This is a genomic window from Acrocarpospora phusangensis (assembly GCF_016862995.1).
Lineage (GTDB): Bacteria > Actinomycetota > Actinomycetes > Streptosporangiales > Streptosporangiaceae > Acrocarpospora > Acrocarpospora phusangensis.
The window spans coordinates 75,876-91,918 of sequence record NZ_BOOA01000023.1; the positions used below are offsets into that span (position 1 = coordinate 75,876).

Consider the following 16,043-nt stretch of genomic DNA (forward strand, 5'->3'; position numbering starts at 1 on the left):
GTCAAGACTTCGCCAAATCCCCTGAACCCGAATCCTCCGAACCCGAGGCCGCCGTTGCCGAGGTGCCCGGAGCCGAATCCTCCGGTGCCGAGGTGCCCGAGATGGAGTCCCCCGTTGCCGATCTTCCCGGGGTCGAATTCCTCGGAACCGAATCCCCTGACGCTGAATCCTCCGCAGCGGGTTTACCCGCCACCGCGCTCCCCGGTCGCCGCGCGAGCACCCAGACGAGCGCGATCGCCCCCAGGCCGAACGCGTTCTGCACGATCTTCCCCAGGGTGGGGCTGAGGACGGGGATCTCCCACAGCTTGATGTACGCCCCCCACCACGGGATCGGCAGGACGTAATACACCCAGACCCCCGCGGCCAGCAGCGGCCTGCGGACGGCCAGCGCGGCGATCACGACGACGATCCAGGCCAGGTGGTGGATCCAGGCCACCGGGGAGAGCAGCACCGCCATCAGGCCGGTCAGCGCCACCGCGGTCAGGGTGTCTCCGTCGCGATGAGCCCGGTACGCGGCGCGGAAGCCGTACCAGCCGATGAGGGCGACGGCGGCGAGCCAGAGGGCGGTGGTGAGGGCGTCCGGCCAGTACAGGCGGAGCAGCATGCCGCGGATGGACTGATTGGTGGTGGCGGTGTTGGCGCCGAGGCGTTCGGAGTCGAGCAGGGCGGAGAACCAGAAGTCGGCGGCGTCGGCGGGAATGACGGCGAACGGCAACAACGTGAGAGCGGCTGCGGTGCCGGTCGCCGTGTAGAGGGGTTTGCGCTGGGCCGGGTCACGCCAGGCGGTGACCGCGAGATAGATCAGGAAGACGCCGGGAGTGAGCTTCACCGCCGTCGCGATGCCGATCAGGAGGCCCCTGGGCCACCAGGGCCGGCGAACCACGCAGTCCAGCAGGCACAGAGCCACCAGGAAGAGATCCACCTGCCCGAACCTGATCTGATCCCGGATCGGCATCAGATAGAGGCAGGCAACGGTGACGACCCCGAACATGATCGGCACAGCCACAGCAGGCAAGGGCTTGGCGGCTCGGGCAGCCCCGAAGACCCGCGCGAAGAGCAATGCCCGCGCCTTTCCGCCACTCCCGGAAGGCAGCCCCCCAGTCGCTTCGGCATCCTTTGAAGTCCCCTCGGAAGACACTGTGGCCCGGGTATCGCCGGAACGCCTGGGAGGCGATGTCCGCTCGGCAACCGCGCTACCGAGAAGTGTCCGGCCGGTCGTCCGGACACCGCCGAGAATGTGCAGCGACCGTCCTGGCAGGCGGGTGAGGTAATCGCGGAAGGCGTACCAGACTGTGGCAGTGAGGGTGAGGATGATCGCGGCGGTCCAGGTCCACTGGGCGGTTTCCCAGGAGATCAGCGCCAGCGGGACCGCCATCATGGCCGCGATCGGCGGATAGGTGAACGGCAGCAGTTGCGGCGCCGGCGTGATCACGTCGTAGACCGGGAGGCCCTGAAGCAGCGCCCAGCCCCCGGTTCGGTACACGTCGAGGTCGACCAGGCGCTGATCGTCGGGATTGCCCAGCCAGTAGCCCACCAGGGGCCACGCGGCGACCAGAATGATCAGCAGTGTCAGCGCCCAGCCCCACCAGGGCCGCCGCCCGCTCAGCGCTACCGGTTCGCCAGTGCTCACGACCAGGCAGGTTACCGTGGACGCTGTCCGTCCGGCCCCGCCCACCAGAGGAGGACCCGGCCACCGTGCCATCGTCCCAGCTCAGACGCGTGCTCGCCCAGCTCGTCCTGGCCCTCCTCCTGCTGGGTACGGCTCCCGCCACCGCCTCGGCCACGACCGTCCCCACCGGCCGGGTGGTCCTGATCGGCGTCCCCGGGCTGCAGTGGAGCGACCTGGACCCGCAGCGCACACCACGCCTGTGGGACCTCGTGGAACGCGGCGCGTCGGCGTCCTTGTCCACCCGGACGATCCCCCCGGAAGGCCGCGGAATCACCTGCCCTGTCGCCGGATGGCTGACGATCTCCGCAGGTCAGCGCGCCGGATCGAACAATTGCGCAATGCCGGAAATTCCGGTCGCGGCGGCCGACGGCACCGCGACCATCCCGGGCTGGGCCGACCTGGTGGCCTTCCAGCAGGCCGGTTCCTTCAAAGCCGACATCGGCCTCCTCGCCCAGACGATCGTGGACGCCGGGGGAAAGGTCGCCGCGATCGGCCCCGGAGCCGCCCTCGCCGCCGCCGACAAATCCGGAAATATCCAGAAATACGCGCCGACGCCTGCCGAGCTCCCCGACCTCAAGCCCTACTCCCTCGTCACCGCCGAAGCCAACGAACTAGCCCAAGCCTGGCTGCGATCCTCAACCGCCTCCAGCCCAGAAACGTCAGGCGACCTGGCCCCCGAAGCCCGGCAAGAAGCCGCAAGAGCCGCCGACAACACCGTCGGCGCCATCCTCGACCAGGTCCCCCCGGACTCCACCGTCCTCCTCGTCGGCCAGGCGGATACGAGCACCGCCGCCCACCTCCACACCGCCATCGCCCAAGGCCCGACATTTCCCCACAACTTCCTGACCGCCACCTCCACCCGCCAGAACTCCCTCGTCACGATCACCGACACGACCGCCACCGTCCTCACCGGACTCGCGCTCCCCATCCCGGAATCCGTGGTCGGCCGCACCTGGGCCACCGGCGGCGAAACACCCGCCACCACCGCCGACACCGTGACCCAGCTCGCCGACGCCGACCTGGCCAGCCAGGTCCTCAGGGACGTCCGCGAGCCCTTCTTCCTCACCCTGGTCGCCCTCCAGCTGATCTTCTACGCCCTCGCGGCCATCGCCCTTCGCCGCCAGTCCACCTCGCACCGCCGCAGAACCCTGACCGCCACCCAGGTCGTGGCCGTCGTCAGCGGCGCCATCCCCATCTCCACCTTCCTGGCCCAGCTGGTCCCCTGGTGGAGCGTGTCCCGCCCGATGCCCGCGCTGATCGCCACGATCCTCGGCCTGGCCGGCCTGATCGCCGCCGCCGCCTTCGCGGGCCCGTGGCGCCGCTCGGTGCTCGGCCCGCTCACGACCGTGGCCGCCGTCTCCTCGCTGGCCCTGCTCATCGACGTCATGACGGGCTCGCGACTCCAGGTCAACGCCGTCACCGGCTACGAGCCCGTGACCGGCGGCCGGTTCTACGGCTTCGGCAACATGGCCTTCGCCATCTACTCCACCGGCACCATCCTGGCCCTGGCCGGCCTGGCCCACGCCCTGCGCCGCCGCCCGCGTCTGGCCTTCGCCCTCTGCCTCGGCTACGGCCTGCTGGCGATCTTCGCCGACGGCTGGCCGCGCTGGGGCGCCGACTTCGGCGGCGTGCCGTCGTTCGTGCTCGGCTTCGCGGTCTTCATGCTGATGCTCGCCGGCCGCCGCGTCTCGGTCGGCCGGCTGGCGGTCGTCGGAGCCGCCGGCGCGGCCTTGATCACCGTCATCGCGATCGTCGACTGGCGCCGCCCCGCCGACCAGCGCACCCACCTGGGCTCCTTCGTCCAGCAGGTGATCGACGGCGAGGGCGGCTCGGTGGTCGGCCGCAAGCTGGGCGCGATGCTGAGCACCCTGGGCAACCTGCCGCTGACGCTGCTCTCCCTGGTCGCGCTGGCGTTCCTGTTCCTGGTCCTGTCCCGCCCGTCCAGGCTCGGCGCGGCGGCCCTCAGCCTCGCGTACGGCCATGCCCCCGCCCTGCGCGCGGGCCTGTTCGGCGCCCTCACCGCCGCCCTGGTGGGCTTCCTGATCAACGACTCGGGGATCGCGATTCCGGCGATGGCGCTGACGGTAGCGGTGCCGCTGACCCTGGCGGCGTCGGTACGCGCCCTGCTCCTCGCCACGCCCACACCCCCAGCGCCACCGTCAGCGCCAGCAGCGTCCAGGGCACCAGCCGCGCCCTGACCACGTCCACCAGCCAGTCCAGGTCCGCCGGCTGCTGCGCCTGACGCGCCGGCAGGTACGCGAACGAGAACACCGCCAGCCGTACCGCCAGGAACCCGTCCAGGGCGGTGGCCGGAACCAGGGCCAGCAGCGCGAAGGCCAGCCCGTCGTACCACGGCAGCGCGTACGGCGTCGCGAACAGCCAGGCCGCCACGCAGGCCAGCGAGACCGCCGCCGCGTCCTGGCCGAGCCGGCGCACCAGCCCCCAGGCCAGCCCCACCAGCAGGAGCAGCGACGCGATCTGGATCCAGATCCGGTACGCGCCGGGCCCGAACAGCCCCTGCAGGCCGTACTGGACGAGCTTCCAGGGGGTGGCCCAGGAGATCGACTTGCTGGCGTTGAGGATCTGGTCGAACGCGTGCGGCCCGGCCAGCGCGTACGCGAGACCGGCGGTCGCGGTGGCCACGCCGGCGAGCAGGGCCAGTCTGGGCAGGTTGCGACGGGACTCCCAGGCGGGGCCGAGGGCGACCAGGCCGACGGTGACCTTGACCGCGACGCCGAGGCCGAGCAGGATGCCGCGCCGCACGGGCGGGGTGACGGCCAGGGCGGCGATCATGAAGACGATGGCGAGGGTGTCGACGTGCATGCCGGCCGACAGGTGGTAGACGACCAGCGGGTTGACCGTCCAGAGCAGGGCGGCGCGGCGTTGCCGTACCGGATCGTGCCGGGTGGCGCGGTGGAGCAGGCAGGCGGTGGCGATGAAGGCGGCGGCGTTGAGCAGGGCGAGCAGGAAGACCGTCATGCGGACGGAGCCGCCGAGCCAGGTGGCGAGAGCCTGGGCGGCCGTGGCGACGGGACCGTAGACGCTGGGGGTGTTCGTCCACTCTTCGACCCAGGAGAGGGGGATGTCCGCGGGGACGGTCACGTAGGGGTCGAAGCCGTGGGTGGCCAGCCAGCCGTACGCGGCGTAGTTGAGGTGGTCGGCGGAGCCGAAGGGCGGGAGGAAGGCCAGGACGGCGGCGACCGTACCGCCGGTGATCAGGAGACGGCGGGGTTCCGGGGCGGCGGCGGCCCGGGAGAGGCCGGTCAGGAGGCCGATCGCGCCGAGCGCGAGCGCGGCGGCGGCCAGGGCGATGACCAGGTGGCCGTCGGGCTGGACCCCCAGCGAGTACGGCGGCTGCCAGGACGGGCCGGGCAGCCCGGGGACCATGGCCGACGGGCCGAGCAGAGCGATGGTGATCGTCAGCAGCAGCGAGCCGGCGACGCACCACAGGGACAGTCTCACTTCGGTCTGAGGGTATCCCGTGCCCTGGTGACTGTGGGCTCCCTGGCGGCCAGGGCCCGTGAGACGTCGCGGAGCTGTTTCGCGCGGTGTAACTGGGCGCGCCAGTCGGTGCCGGTGGCCCGGTGCGCCATGTCGACCTCGACCTCGCGCACGCGAAAGCCCCGGCGCAGCAGGTCGATGGTCAGGCCGGTCTCGACCCCGAACCCGTGCGCGAGCGGCCTGGCCGCCTCGAACGCGGTCCGGGTCAGGCACCGCTGGCCGTTGATCGGCTGGGTGGCGTCCCAGCCGGTCGCCCGTTTGATGCCCTCTTTCGCGACCTTGACCACGATGCCGTGCCCGCCGAGCTTCACCCGGGTACGGAAGATCGCGATGGTCATGTCCGCCTCGCCCTCGCGCACGGGCGTGATCAGCGGGGCCGCGGCCAGCGCGGTCTCGCCGAGGTCGGCGTCCAGGAACAGCAGGTGCCGGTGGGAGGCTCTGCCCTCCGCGTCGGCCCGCCCTTCCTCCAGCAGCCGTACGGCTTCCGCGCCGGTCTCCATCGCGGCCGCCTTGCCCCGGTTGCGGCTGTGCCGGACCACGGTGGCCCCCGCCTGCCTGGCCAGCCGCCCGGTCTGGTCGGCCGAGCCGTCGTCGACGACGACGACCAGGTCCACGCCGGGCAGCTCGCGGGCGGCGGTCACCGTGGCGGCGATCCGGTCGCCCTCGTCCCGCGCTGAGATGATCACCGCGGTATCCGGACTGGGGACCACCTCGGTCATGCCGTCTTTTCCGCCAGGTCCGCCGGCACGGTCTCGTGCACGGTGAAGACCGAGTCGAGACCGGTCACCTGAAGGATCTTGCGGACCGCCGGGCGCGGCGCGGCGACTTCGAGCACGCCACCCCGCTCCTTGAGCCGTTTGAGCGCGGAGAGCAGCACGTTCATGCCGGTGGAGTCGCAGAACTCGACTCCGGACATGTCGATGACCACCCGGTCGGGATCGGTCTCCTCCAGCAGGCGGGTGAACTCCGACTGCAGGCGAGGCGCGGTATATAGGTCGATTTCACCAGCGATAGCCATGACGGCGTGGCCGGCGTGGGATCGCGTCGAGACTTTCAGCTCCACAGCGCGCACACTACTGCCGTCCCCGCCCTGGGTCACGTTTCCCGCGGATTACCGAAGAGTCGTCAGCCCTTTGTCCCCGATTTCGGCCCCGCGTAAACGCAGAGTGCGCGAAGCTTGACGCTATGACACCGGCCTGGCCGGAAGGGGGGAGGGGCCCTCGCTGTCCGGATCTTCCGACGCCGAGGCCCGTGCGCGCATGAACACTGAACTTCCGGAGGATCCACAGCGCCGCCGGCTGCGGGAACGACTGGAGCTCATCCAGGTCAGGACCGACAAGGCGACGTCGTGGCGGGAGTCCACGGCGACGCTGCGGCGCCTGGTCAACCGTGAGGGCTTCGTCCCGGTCAAGGCGAAGCTCTCGGTCGAGGACCTGGACTTCCTGGCCGGGGCGCGGGAGGACGTGCTGGGTTTCGCCGAACTCGGGCTGCGGCTGCTGGATCTGCACCAGCCACGGGACGCGGGCGGCATCACCAGCGACACCGCCCACCCGATCCTGCGCTGCCGCAGCTGCATGTGGCGCTGGCCCTGCCCGACATTTCGCGCCTTGTCGGACGCGTTCTGATCTAGCGTCTGGGGAGGCGGATCTCGAAACGGCAGCCAGGGCCCTCGTTGGCCACGCCCACCGTGCCGCCGTGCGCCTCCACCAGGCCCTTGGTGATCGCCAGGCCGAGCCCGCCGCCGTCGGGCCCCGGCGTACGCGCCTGCTCGCCGCGGAAGGCGACGTCGAACACCCGCGCCATGTCCCCCGCCGGGATGCCCCCGCAGGCGTCCAGGACCGACAGCACGATCGTCTCCCCCGCGGCCTCCGCCCGGACCGCCACCGTGCCGTCCGCCGGAGTGTGCCGGATCGCGTTGACCAGCAGATTGCGCAGCGCCCTGCCGATCGCGCCGGGATCGGCCTGCACCGGCAGCACCGGCTCCACCTCGGCCGTCAGCCGTACGCCCCGGGCCAGCGGCTCGACGCCCGCCAGCACGTCGGCGACCACGTCCCCCAGGCCCACCCGCGTCATGGCCAGCCGGAGCGAGCCGGCGTGGATGCGGGACAGCTCGAACAGGTCGTCCACCATGCCGGAGAGCCGGTCCACCTCCAGCCGGATCTGGGCGTGGTACCGCCGGACCGTGGCCGGGTCGTCGACCACGCCGTCCTCCAGGGCCTCGGCCATCGCGCGCATGCCCGCCAGGGGCGTACGCAGGTCGTGGCTGACCCAGGAGATCAGTTCCCGCTCCCGTTCCCGGCCGGCGCGGATGCGCGCGTACGCCTGGCCGAGCGCCCGGCTGACCTTCTCCAACTCGGCGGGGAGCGCGATGCGGTCGGGGGCCACGTACTCGCCGGTGTCGGTTACCGCCTCGACGGCGGCGACCAGGGCCTTGCTGGCCGCCACCAGGCGGCGCGCGGTGACCAGGGCGACGCCGACGCCGACGATCGCGCCGATGGCGACGATGGTGAGCACGATGTCGCGCGGGCGGCCGTCGATGACCATCGCCATGGTGATCGCCACGATGCCGGCCAGGGTGGCCAGCACGGTGATCACCGCGACCACGCTCAGCATCACGCCGATCGAGCGCCGCCGCAGCATGCGCAGCACGGCCACGCCGAGCAGTGCGATGACCAGCCCGAGGCCGGCGCTGACGGCGAGGATCTGGACGATCACGACAACGGCTCGTACCGGTAGCCGACGCCCCAGACGGTGACGATGCGGCGCGGGTCGGTGGGGTCGGCCTCGATCTTCTCGCGCAGCCGCCGCACGTGCACGGTCACCGTGGAGGAGTCGCCGAAGGACCAGCCCCAGACCTGGTCCAGCAGGGCGGTCCTGCTGAACGCCTGGCGGGGGTTGCGCAGCAGGTAGGCGAGCAGGTCGAACTCGCGGGCGGTGAGGGTGATCTCGGCGCCGCCGAGCCGTACCTCGTGGGCGCCCACGTCCACGACCAGGTCGCCGTCCTTGAGCACGCCGGTGCCGGTCGGGACCAGCGCGCCGCGCGCCCGCCGTAACACCGACTGGACCCGCAGGGCCAGCTCGCGAGGGCTGAACGGCTTGGTCACGTAGTCGTCGGCGCCGGTCTCCAGGCCGATCACGCGGTCGATCTCCTCGCCCAGCGCGGTCAGCATGATCACCGGGACGGGCCAGCGTTCGCGGAGTTTGCGGCAGACCTGGAGGCCGTCCATCTTCGGCAGCATCAGGTCGAGGACGAGGAGGTCGGGCGGGTTGGCCAGGGCCCGCCGGAGCGCCTCCGCGCCGTCGCCCACACACTCGACCTCGTGGCCGTCGCGCTCCAGGTACCGGGCGACCACCTCGGCCACGGTGGGGTCGTCGTCCACAACGAGGATGCGCGCGGCGGGATTAGCGGTCACTCACCCAGACTAGGCTGTGCTTATGGCCGATCCTTCGGATCGGCGGGCTTGGCCGCTCCGGCGCCAAGCCACTCCCCAGGGCCGTTAGAACCCCGTAATTGATTCACGTGAAACGTTCGATCTTCTCGCGACTGTCGGTGGCAACGCGTAGTTTGTAGGTCATGGCCCGTACCGCGCTGACTGTCGTCGGCATCATCCTCGCTATCTGGCTGGTGGTCAGCTTCCTGATCCCCGCCCTGTTCGCGACGCTGAAATTCCTGCTGATCTTCGCGCTCATCGCGCTCGCCGTGGTCGTGACCATCACGATCGTGGGCAAGAGCTCGCGATGATCCTCCAGGCCCTGCTCGGACTGCTCGCCCTGCCGGTCGGCGTGGGCGTGCTGACCGCGCTGGGCCTGCTGCTGCTCACTTGGGCGCTCGGCCGGCTGGCCGTCGCGCCCAGGGTCCCCTCCGCGCTGGCCGGTGTGGGCGTCGAAGCCACGCTGGTCCGGCTCCGCCACCCCGACACCGCAGGACGCCCCCGCCCCAGAGCTCCATCGGGAACCCCGGCGCTCGTCTGACGTCCGAGACGCAGACGTGCGCCTTCGTCATGTTCAAACTCTGACGAAAGGTTCCCCCATGTTCGACTTAGTGCTCTCCCCCGCGTACGACCTGGTCGCCGCCCTCACCGGCCTGACCGGCGGCCTGCTCGCCATCGTGCTCTTCACGGTCGGCGTACGGCTGCTGCTGCTTCCCCTGGGGCTGCGCCAGGCCCGCGCCCAGCGGATCAAGGTCCGGCTCGCTCCGGACGTGGCCGAACTCCGCAAACGGTTCGCCCGTAACCCGGAGCGTTTCCAGCGCGAACTCAGCTCGCTCTACGCCCGCGAGGGCACCTCGCTGTTCGCCGGCTTCGGCTCCGCGCTCGCGCAGCTGCCGTTCTTCCTGGTCATGTACCGTCTGTTCGTCTCCGCCACGATCGCGGGGCAGCCGAACCTGCTGCTGGCGCAGAGCGCGATCGGCGTGCCGCTCGGGGATCACTTCGGCGCGGTGCTCGCGCATTCGGGGCTGTTCGGCGCGCCCGCGCTGGTCTTCCTCGGGCTGTTCGCCCTGCTGGCCCTGGTGGCCTGGCAGGCGTCCCGGCTGACTCCGGAAACCCCGGGCATGCCGATGTCGAAACTGTTTCGCCTGTTGCCATTTGGAACGGTAATCGCCGCCGGATTCCTCCCGCTCGCTGCGGGTATCTACCTCTTGGTCAGCACGGCCTGGACGACCGCCGAACGTTCACTACGGACGGTTTAGACGACCTCGCGCAACGCGCATATTCCGGTCGTCCGGGTCTGCGTGTTTCGGGCAGGCTGCGGAGCGTGCAGGACGGCCCAGACGGTGGTCGCCTCCCCGTCGTGCCGTACGCCCCAGCGCTCGGCCAGGTACTCCACGATGCCGAGCCCCCGCCCGCCGAGGGAGGACAGCGTCGGGCGGCCCGCGCGGGGTTCCGTGGTGGCCCCGCCGTCGCTCACGGAGATCTCGACGTGGCCGTCGGCGCAGGCCCACGCGACTCTGAGCTGCCCGGATGCCAGCGGGTGCGCGTGCCGGAGCGCGTTGCTGAGCAGTTCGCTCATGACCAGGACCGTGTCGTCCACCGCCCCGGCGTACACACCGGATTCCAGGAGATCGGCGCTGAGGCGTTGTCGCGCGACGGCGACACTCGCCAGTGCATACGGCAACATCATGACGCTCGACGCACTCACCTCCCCGTATTCCCGTGCCCCCTGAGGACTGCACACCCCAGTACGACCGAAATGCCCGCTTAGTTGAGAGCGGAAACCGAACGACCATTACAGCTTGTGAACATTGGACGATAGGACACACGTCCTGTTACTCGTCCGTTACCGCGCCGGTGAGTCTCGTCCTGTAAAGGGATTCTCCGCCGTCCACCCGGAGCTCGAAGCGCATCCGGGTGCCGCCGCCGGGGCGGGCCAGCGCGGTCACCTCACCGCCCTGGGCCCTGGCCAGGCTGCGCACGATGTAAAGGCCGAGGCCGACCCCGCCGAACCGGCGGCGGTCTCCGCTGTCGCCCTGGACGAACCGTTCGAACACCCGCTCCCGGTCGGCCGGGCGGATGCCGATGCCCTCGTCGTCCACGACCAGCACCACGCTACCGCCCTCCGGCCAGGCCTCGACCCTGATCAGGCCGCCGTCCGGGGAGTACTTGAAGGCGTTCTCCAACAGCTGGCCGAGCAAAATGTCGGTGGCCAGGGCGTCGCCGTGCACGGCCGGCAGGTCCTCGGGGATGGAGACCTCGACCCGGTGCCGGTCCGACAGCACCGGCAGGCCGAGCGTGGCCGCGTGCACCCGTTCGGCCAGGTCGAAGGGCTCCGAGCGGACCGCAGGCTCGGCCGCGCCGGCCCGGGAGCCCAGCAGCAGATGATCGATGAGCTGGCCCAGCGACTTGGCGCGTTCCGCGATCGTGTGCACGGCCGAGCGGCGCTCGGTGTCGGACATCTTGTCCCAGCGGGCGTCCAGGGTGCTGGCGAAGCCGCGCACCACCGTGATCGGCGTGCGCAGCTCGTGGCTGGTGGTGGCCAGGAACAGATCCTTGGCCTCCTCCAGCTCCTTGGCCCTGGTGATGTCGCGGAAGTCGACCACGATCTGGCCGGTCTCGTCGATCTCGGCGCAGAGCACGTCCAGCCAGCGCCCCGACGGCAGCTGGATGGTCAGCTTCTCGCCGGGCAGCGGCAGCGCGAACGGCGGCGGCCCGCCGATCACCTCGTGCGCGGGGAACCCGGTGAGCTCGGCCGCGGCCGGGTTCCACTGGATCACCCCACCCGTTCCGTCCAGTACGGCGATGCCGTCCGCGCTGGCGTCGAAGACGGCGCGTTCGTGGGCGCGTTGCCGTACGGCGTCCTGGTAGGCGGTGGCGTTGGCCACGGCGATCCCGGCGTGGCCGGCCAGGAGTTCCAGCAGTTCGAGTTCGACGTGGCCGGCCTTGCGCTTGGCGAACAGGGCGTAGAGCGCTCCATAGGGCCGGCCGCCGACGGCCGCGATGCCGACCGCGATGGTGTGCAGGCCAGGCAGTTTGGCCCAGATGAGGTCCTGCAAACCCTCGTGCCCGGTCTCCAGCATGACCGGTTTGCCGGTCCGCAGGAGCTTGCCGACCAGGCTGGATCCCAGGTCGGCGGTGGCCCCGCGGATCGACTCCGGCAGTTGGTGGGAGCCGACCAGGCGGAGCCGGTCCCCCTCGATCAGCACGAAGCCGCCCGCGTCGGCGCCGGTCAGCTCGGTGAGGCTGGCGGCGATGCGGTCCAGCACGACCGGCAGGTCCAGTTCGGCGTTGATGTCGCCCACCACGTCGGTGAGGCGGCGGACGAGGCGCGCCCGGCGGACCACCCGGCTGCGCGCGGCCTCATCCTCCTCGGTCAGGTGATAAACGCTGACATATCCCAGGAGGGTGCCCGACTCGGTGCGGAGCGCGCTCGTGTCCACCTGGACGTCGATCAGCTGGCCGTCGCGGCGGAATCGTTTGGTCCTGAGCGAGACGTGGCCGCCGTTCCTGACGCGTTCCAGAACGGCGTTGTGCTCGGCCATCAGCTCGCTCGGGACCAGCGGCGCGCGCCGGCCGAGCAGCTCCGCGGCGGGCCAGCCGAACAGGCGCTCCGCGGCCGGATTCCAGCTGAGCACGGAGAGGTCGCGGTCCAGGGCGACGATGGCATTGGCCGCGGCGGCCACGACGGCCTTGGCCAGGCCGTCCTCCTCGTTGTCCCATTCGTCCCTGTGATCACTCTCCATCCCTCCATCGTGCCCGTTTTCCGCTCGTGATCTTGGTGTTTTTCCTGGCTCCGCTACGCTGCTCCGGAGAGCGAGAGGGAGTGGGGCCATGTCGCAAGGGGTGTCCACCGGGGACCTCGAAGCCCTGCTTCGCGTGACCGCGCCCAACTACGTCGGCGAAACGCCGCCGGACATCGCGTTCGGCACGGCGGAGACGCCGGTGGGGGCGGTGGTCCTGGCGGTCACGGCGCGTGGGGTCGTGGCGTGCAGCTTCGAATCAGAGCACGCGGTCTTCGCCCGGATTTATCGGGATGTCGGGAGGTTCATCGGCCCGGACCCCCGGCGCCTCGATCCGGTACGGCGGGAGCTCGACGCGTACTTCGCCGGGCGGCTGCGCGCCTTCACCGTGCCGGTGGACCTCCGCCTGGCGACGCCGTTCGCGCGTACGGTGCTGCCGATGATGGTGGGCGTGGGTTATGGGAGTGTCACCACATACCAGGAGATCGCCGTACGGATCGGGCGGCCGCAGGCGCTGCGCGCGGTGGCCAACGCGATCACCGGCAATCCGGTCTGTCTGGTCGTGCCCTGCCATCGCGCCATCGACTCGTCGGGCCCCCTCGGGTCGTACGCGGGGGGCGCCGCCGCGAAGGAGCAGCTCCTTCGTATGGAGGGGGCGCTGAAGTAGGCCGCCTTCCGGTTATGCGATCGTCACTTAATGTGATAGCTATGTCACAGCATGCAGTCAGCAAAGTGACGACGTTCGGGAGTGGCCATGATGGCCTGCGTTTTCGCGATCGCCATGGCGGTCGGCGTGGTGGCCTTGGCCGCCTTCCTGTTCCGCAAGCTGGACCGCGGCGCGGACGACCGCGACCCCGGCGGCCCCACCGTGGGTCACGCCGGGGCGATGCTGTCGGCCCTGTTCCTGCTGGTGTTCGCCATCGCGATCATCGTGCCGTGGACGACGGCCGACGCGGCGCGGCAGAACACCTACACCGAGAGCCAGGCCGCCGTGGAAGCCTACTGGGCGGCGAGCGCGCTGCCGTTCCCGACCGCCGGTCTGGTCCAGACCGAGCTGCGGGACTACGTCGGGTTCGTGATCGACGAGGAGTGGCGGGTGATGGCCCAGGGCCGGCTCAGCCCGGAGGGCGCCACCCGGCTCAACACGCTCCGCGCCCAGGTCGCGAGCCTGGACACCACCCCGGGTGACACCGAGGACGCCAAGATGGCCGTGCTGGAGCAGGTGCAGAACCTGTCGTCGGCGCGGCGGCAGCGGGCCGCCGACGCGCAGGCGACCCCGCCGACCGGGATCCTGGTGCTGACCGTGGTGACCGGTCTGCTGGTCCTGCTGTTCCCGTTCATGGCGGGGGCCCGGCCGCGCGGCGCGACGCTGGTGCCGATGATGGCGATGGCGGCGCTGCTCGGGGTCGGGGTGTTCCTGACCTTCGACATCATCCACGTCTTCGCCGGTGGCCTCGCGGTCACGCCGGACGCGTTCTCGGCCGCCCTGCAGGAGTTCCAGCGGATTTCCGGGATGGGCTGAGATGCGGCTTCCTGTGGTGCTGGCGGGAGTGCTCGTCGGGTTGAGCGTCGGGGCCGGGCCCGCGTCGGCCTCGTCCGTGGTCGACGGGGACGATCACGGGCTGGTCGAGGTGGGGGTCTGCCTCGACGTCGATCTCCTGGTCAGCGTCCGGGTGGGCATCGGGATCGGGACCTATCCGTGCCCGGCCGAGCCGTACCATCCGCCGCAGCCCGAGCCGGAACCTGAGCCGACGCCCACGCCGGAGCCGGAACCCTATCCGTCGGCGGAGCCGGAGCCCACCCCGACGCCGGAGCCGCCCCGGCCGGTTCCGACGCCGACGCGGACCGTCAAGCCGCCGCGGGTGGTGCCGGTGGTCCGGCCGACGACGGCCTCGCCCAGTCCTTCGCCGTCTCCGTCGAAGACTCCGGCGCCCCGGGTCCGGCGGCATTTCGCGGAGCCGCCGCCCAAGCGGCCCAACCCGTTGAAGTCGCCGCTGGTCCTGGTGGTGCTGGCGACGGTCATCGCGTCGGCGGCCGGGGTGGCGTTCGCGTCGATCCGGTGACGCCGTGCCGCCGCCGTACCGCTCAGCGGGTGCGGCGGCGGCCTGTCAGCAGCGTGACCAGCGCCGCGACCAGGAAGGAGCCGAGCGCGGCGCTCATCCACGGCGCGGGAGTGAAACCGAGCCACTCCCGGACGGCCAGCCACGCCGACTCCCACCAGGCGACCGGCGGCAACGCGCCCAGCAGCCACCAGGCGCAGAAGCCCAGCGCCCACGGCACGACCATCGGCCACCGCGACGGCGCCCGCTCCGAGACGTCCCACCGGGCGGCCCCGCCGAGCAGGAAGTAGTCGACCACCAGCACGGCGAACATGGGCACGAACACCGCCCCGATGATCCCCAGGAACGCCGCGTACGTGTCCGCGTTCACGAAGATCGCCAGCAGGGTGACGAAGACCCCCACCGCTCCGGAGATGATCCGCCGGTCCACCCGGGGCATCAGGTTCTGCAGCGACATCGTCGTCGAGTACACGTTGACGAACGACTGGTCGCTCTCCCGCAGCACCAGGATCCCGAAGAAAAGCGCCCCCAGCGTGGCCGTCACGAACGGGTCCCACACCTTCTCCGGGTCGTTGCCGACCAGCGCCATCGCCGCGATGCCGAGGATCAGGCAGGCCACCTGCGCGACCGTGTAGCCGCCCACGACCCCGCCGAACGCGGCCCGGCTCGACCGCGAGAACCGGGAGAAGTCCGCGGCCAGCGGCACCCACGACACCGACAGCGCGATCACGTAGTCCACCGAGGGCGCGAACGCCTCCCACGAGCCGCCGCCCAGCTCCGGCCCGCGCTGCCAGAACACGTACGCGAAGTAGACCATCGAGACGATCACCCCAACGGTGACATACCGCCGCAACAGCCGTACGGCTCCCAGCGGCCGGATCGTCAACGCCGTCGTGACCAGACCCCCGATGATCACCCACACCGGGTACGGCACGGTGACACCCATGGTGCCCGCGATGGCCTGCGCGCCCTGTGCGATCACCCAGAGCTCGAACGCCCCCCAGCCGAGCATCTGCACGATGTTCAGCACCGTGGGCAGGTACGAGAGCCTCGCCCCGAACAACCCTCGCAGCAGGACCATCGCGGGCGCCCCCGTCTGGGTGCCCGGAATCGCCGCCAGCCCCACCATCGCGGTCCCGATCAGGCTGCCGACCACGGCCGCGGTCAACGCCGCGGCGAAACTCAGCGGCCGGTCGCCCAGCGGATCGACCAGCGCCACCGCGCCCGAGAACCCCAGCAGGCTGACCCCGAGATTCGCCCACAGCGCCCCCTGGTCGAGCAGCCCCAGCGCCTTCGGCGGAGCCTCGTCCAGGGTGAGCGGAGCCTCGGCCGACTCCACGACGACACGCGTCATCACACACTCCCTACGCCGGCATTACCCGGACAGGTTCATGCGGTCGGCAACGCTGGTTGCCCTCTCAGCCTGGTTACGCCCAAGCTCCCGCGGTCTGAAATTGAGTACACGCCCGGGATCACCCCGGCGTGCGCCCCCATGATGCCCCATAACCGGACAAAGATCCACCCCGGGGTTGAGCGAACAGGCCGTGGCCGGGCCGCCGTCGAGGCGTTTGGCGGTTTGGCCTGGCCGGTGGCCACATCGATGCCGGGCGGGGCGCCTCGCTCACCCCGCCTGGGCAGA

General features: G+C 71.0%; 16 protein-coding genes and 1 riboswitch. Of the genes, 7 read left to right on the top strand and 9 right to left on the bottom strand.

Annotated elements, in window-relative coordinates; translation table 11 throughout:
* Position 1: 1 nt before the first annotated feature.
* From Aph01nite_RS41445 to Aph01nite_RS16035, 4 genes are all read right to left on the bottom strand, one after another.
* Entirely contained in the window at positions 2-1,630 is a 1,629-nt protein-coding gene (locus Aph01nite_RS41445; RefSeq protein WP_239161730.1) for a glycosyltransferase 87 family protein, read from the bottom strand.
* Between the two features lie 2,082 nt (positions 1,631-3,712).
* Positions 3,713-5,131: an MptA/MptB family glycosyltransferase gene (locus tag Aph01nite_RS16025; RefSeq protein WP_239161731.1), complete on the bottom strand. Its 1,419-nt coding sequence runs from the start codon at positions 5,129-5,131 to the stop codon at positions 3,713-3,715.
* Positions 5,128-5,889 (bottom strand): glycosyltransferase family 2 protein, encoded by a 762-nt coding sequence (locus Aph01nite_RS16030; RefSeq protein WP_204041671.1) that lies wholly within the window; start codon positions 5,887-5,889, stop codon positions 5,128-5,130. The genes Aph01nite_RS16025 and Aph01nite_RS16030 overlap by 4 nt, the downstream gene beginning before the upstream one ends.
* Positions 5,886-6,233 carry an STAS domain-containing protein gene (locus tag Aph01nite_RS16035; protein WP_204041672.1) on the bottom strand — a complete coding sequence of 116 codons (348 nt, stop codon included), beginning with the start codon at positions 6,231-6,233 and terminating at the stop codon, positions 5,886-5,888. Before Aph01nite_RS16035 ends, Aph01nite_RS16030 begins: the two co-directional genes overlap by 4 nt.
* A gap of 196 nt (positions 6,234-6,429) precedes the next feature.
* On the opposite strand from Aph01nite_RS16035, the gene Aph01nite_RS16040 reads away from it, so the two are divergent.
* Positions 6,430-6,795, top strand: coding sequence for a hypothetical protein (locus tag Aph01nite_RS16040; RefSeq protein WP_204041673.1), 366 nt, complete (start codon positions 6,430-6,432; stop codon positions 6,793-6,795).
* Position 6,796: 1 nt separating this feature from the next.
* Here Aph01nite_RS16040 and Aph01nite_RS16045 read toward each other — a convergent pair whose 3' ends face one another.
* The gene (locus Aph01nite_RS16045) at positions 6,797-7,885 is read right to left on the bottom strand and encodes a sensor histidine kinase (protein ID WP_239161732.1); all 1,089 of its coding nucleotides are present in this window, start codon (positions 7,883-7,885) and stop codon (positions 6,797-6,799) included.
* Positions 7,882-8,583, bottom strand: coding sequence for a response regulator transcription factor (locus Aph01nite_RS16050; protein ID WP_204041674.1), 702 nt, complete (start codon positions 8,581-8,583; stop codon positions 7,882-7,884). The genes Aph01nite_RS16045 and Aph01nite_RS16050 overlap by 4 nt, the downstream gene beginning before the upstream one ends.
* Positions 8,584-8,744: 161 nt before the next feature.
* On the opposite strand from Aph01nite_RS16050, the gene Aph01nite_RS16055 reads away from it, so the two are divergent.
* The 3 genes from Aph01nite_RS16055 to yidC are packed head-to-tail and all read left to right on the top strand — an operon-like array spanning position 8,745 to position 9,860.
* Entirely contained in the window at positions 8,745-8,912 is a 168-nt protein-coding gene (locus Aph01nite_RS16055) for a hypothetical protein (RefSeq protein WP_204041675.1), read from the top strand.
* A complete protein-coding gene (locus Aph01nite_RS16060) occupies positions 8,909-9,142 on the top strand; it encodes a DUF6412 domain-containing protein (protein WP_204041676.1) in 234 nt (77 codons plus the stop codon). The genes Aph01nite_RS16055 and Aph01nite_RS16060 overlap by 4 nt, the downstream gene beginning before the upstream one ends.
* Before the next feature lie 58 nt (positions 9,143-9,200).
* A complete protein-coding gene (yidC, locus tag Aph01nite_RS16065) occupies positions 9,201-9,860 on the top strand; it encodes a membrane protein insertase YidC (RefSeq protein WP_204041677.1) in 660 nt (219 codons plus the stop codon).
* On the opposite strand, the gene Aph01nite_RS16070 is transcribed toward yidC, so the two are convergent.
* The gene (locus tag Aph01nite_RS16070; RefSeq protein WP_239161733.1) at positions 9,857-10,291 is read right to left on the bottom strand and encodes an ATP-binding protein; all 435 of its coding nucleotides are present in this window, start codon (positions 10,289-10,291) and stop codon (positions 9,857-9,859) included. The two genes, yidC and Aph01nite_RS16070, sit on opposite strands and share 4 nt — an antisense overlap.
* Positions 10,292-10,436: 145 nt before the next feature.
* A complete protein-coding gene (locus tag Aph01nite_RS16075; protein ID WP_204041678.1) occupies positions 10,437-12,347 on the bottom strand; it encodes a PAS domain S-box protein in 1,911 nt (636 codons plus the stop codon).
* 88 nt (positions 12,348-12,435) lie between these two features.
* Here Aph01nite_RS16075 and Aph01nite_RS16080 point away from each other — a divergent pair, with 88 nt between their 5' ends.
* The 3 genes from Aph01nite_RS16080 to Aph01nite_RS16090 all read left to right on the top strand — a co-directional run bounded on the left by Aph01nite_RS16080 (position 12,436) and on the right by Aph01nite_RS16090 (position 14,407).
* A complete protein-coding gene (locus Aph01nite_RS16080; protein ID WP_239161734.1) occupies positions 12,436-13,011 on the top strand; it encodes a methylated-DNA--[protein]-cysteine S-methyltransferase in 576 nt (191 codons plus the stop codon).
* Positions 13,012-13,098: 87 nt separating this feature from the next.
* The gene (locus Aph01nite_RS16085) at positions 13,099-13,866 is read left to right on the top strand and encodes a bestrophin-like domain (RefSeq protein ID WP_204041679.1); all 768 of its coding nucleotides are present in this window, start codon (positions 13,099-13,101) and stop codon (positions 13,864-13,866) included.
* A gap of 1 nt (position 13,867) precedes the next feature.
* A complete protein-coding gene (locus Aph01nite_RS16090; RefSeq protein ID WP_204041680.1) occupies positions 13,868-14,407 on the top strand; it encodes a hypothetical protein in 540 nt (179 codons plus the stop codon).
* 22 nt (positions 14,408-14,429) lie between these two features.
* On the opposite strand, the gene Aph01nite_RS16095 is transcribed toward Aph01nite_RS16090, so the two are convergent.
* Positions 14,430-15,758: a purine-cytosine permease family protein gene (locus tag Aph01nite_RS16095; RefSeq protein ID WP_204041681.1), complete on the bottom strand. Its 1,329-nt coding sequence runs from the start codon at positions 15,756-15,758 to the stop codon at positions 14,430-14,432.
* A riboswitch (TPP riboswitch) is annotated at positions 15,748-15,859 on the bottom strand. It overlaps the preceding gene by 11 nt.
* Positions 15,860-16,043 lie beyond the last annotated feature (184 nt).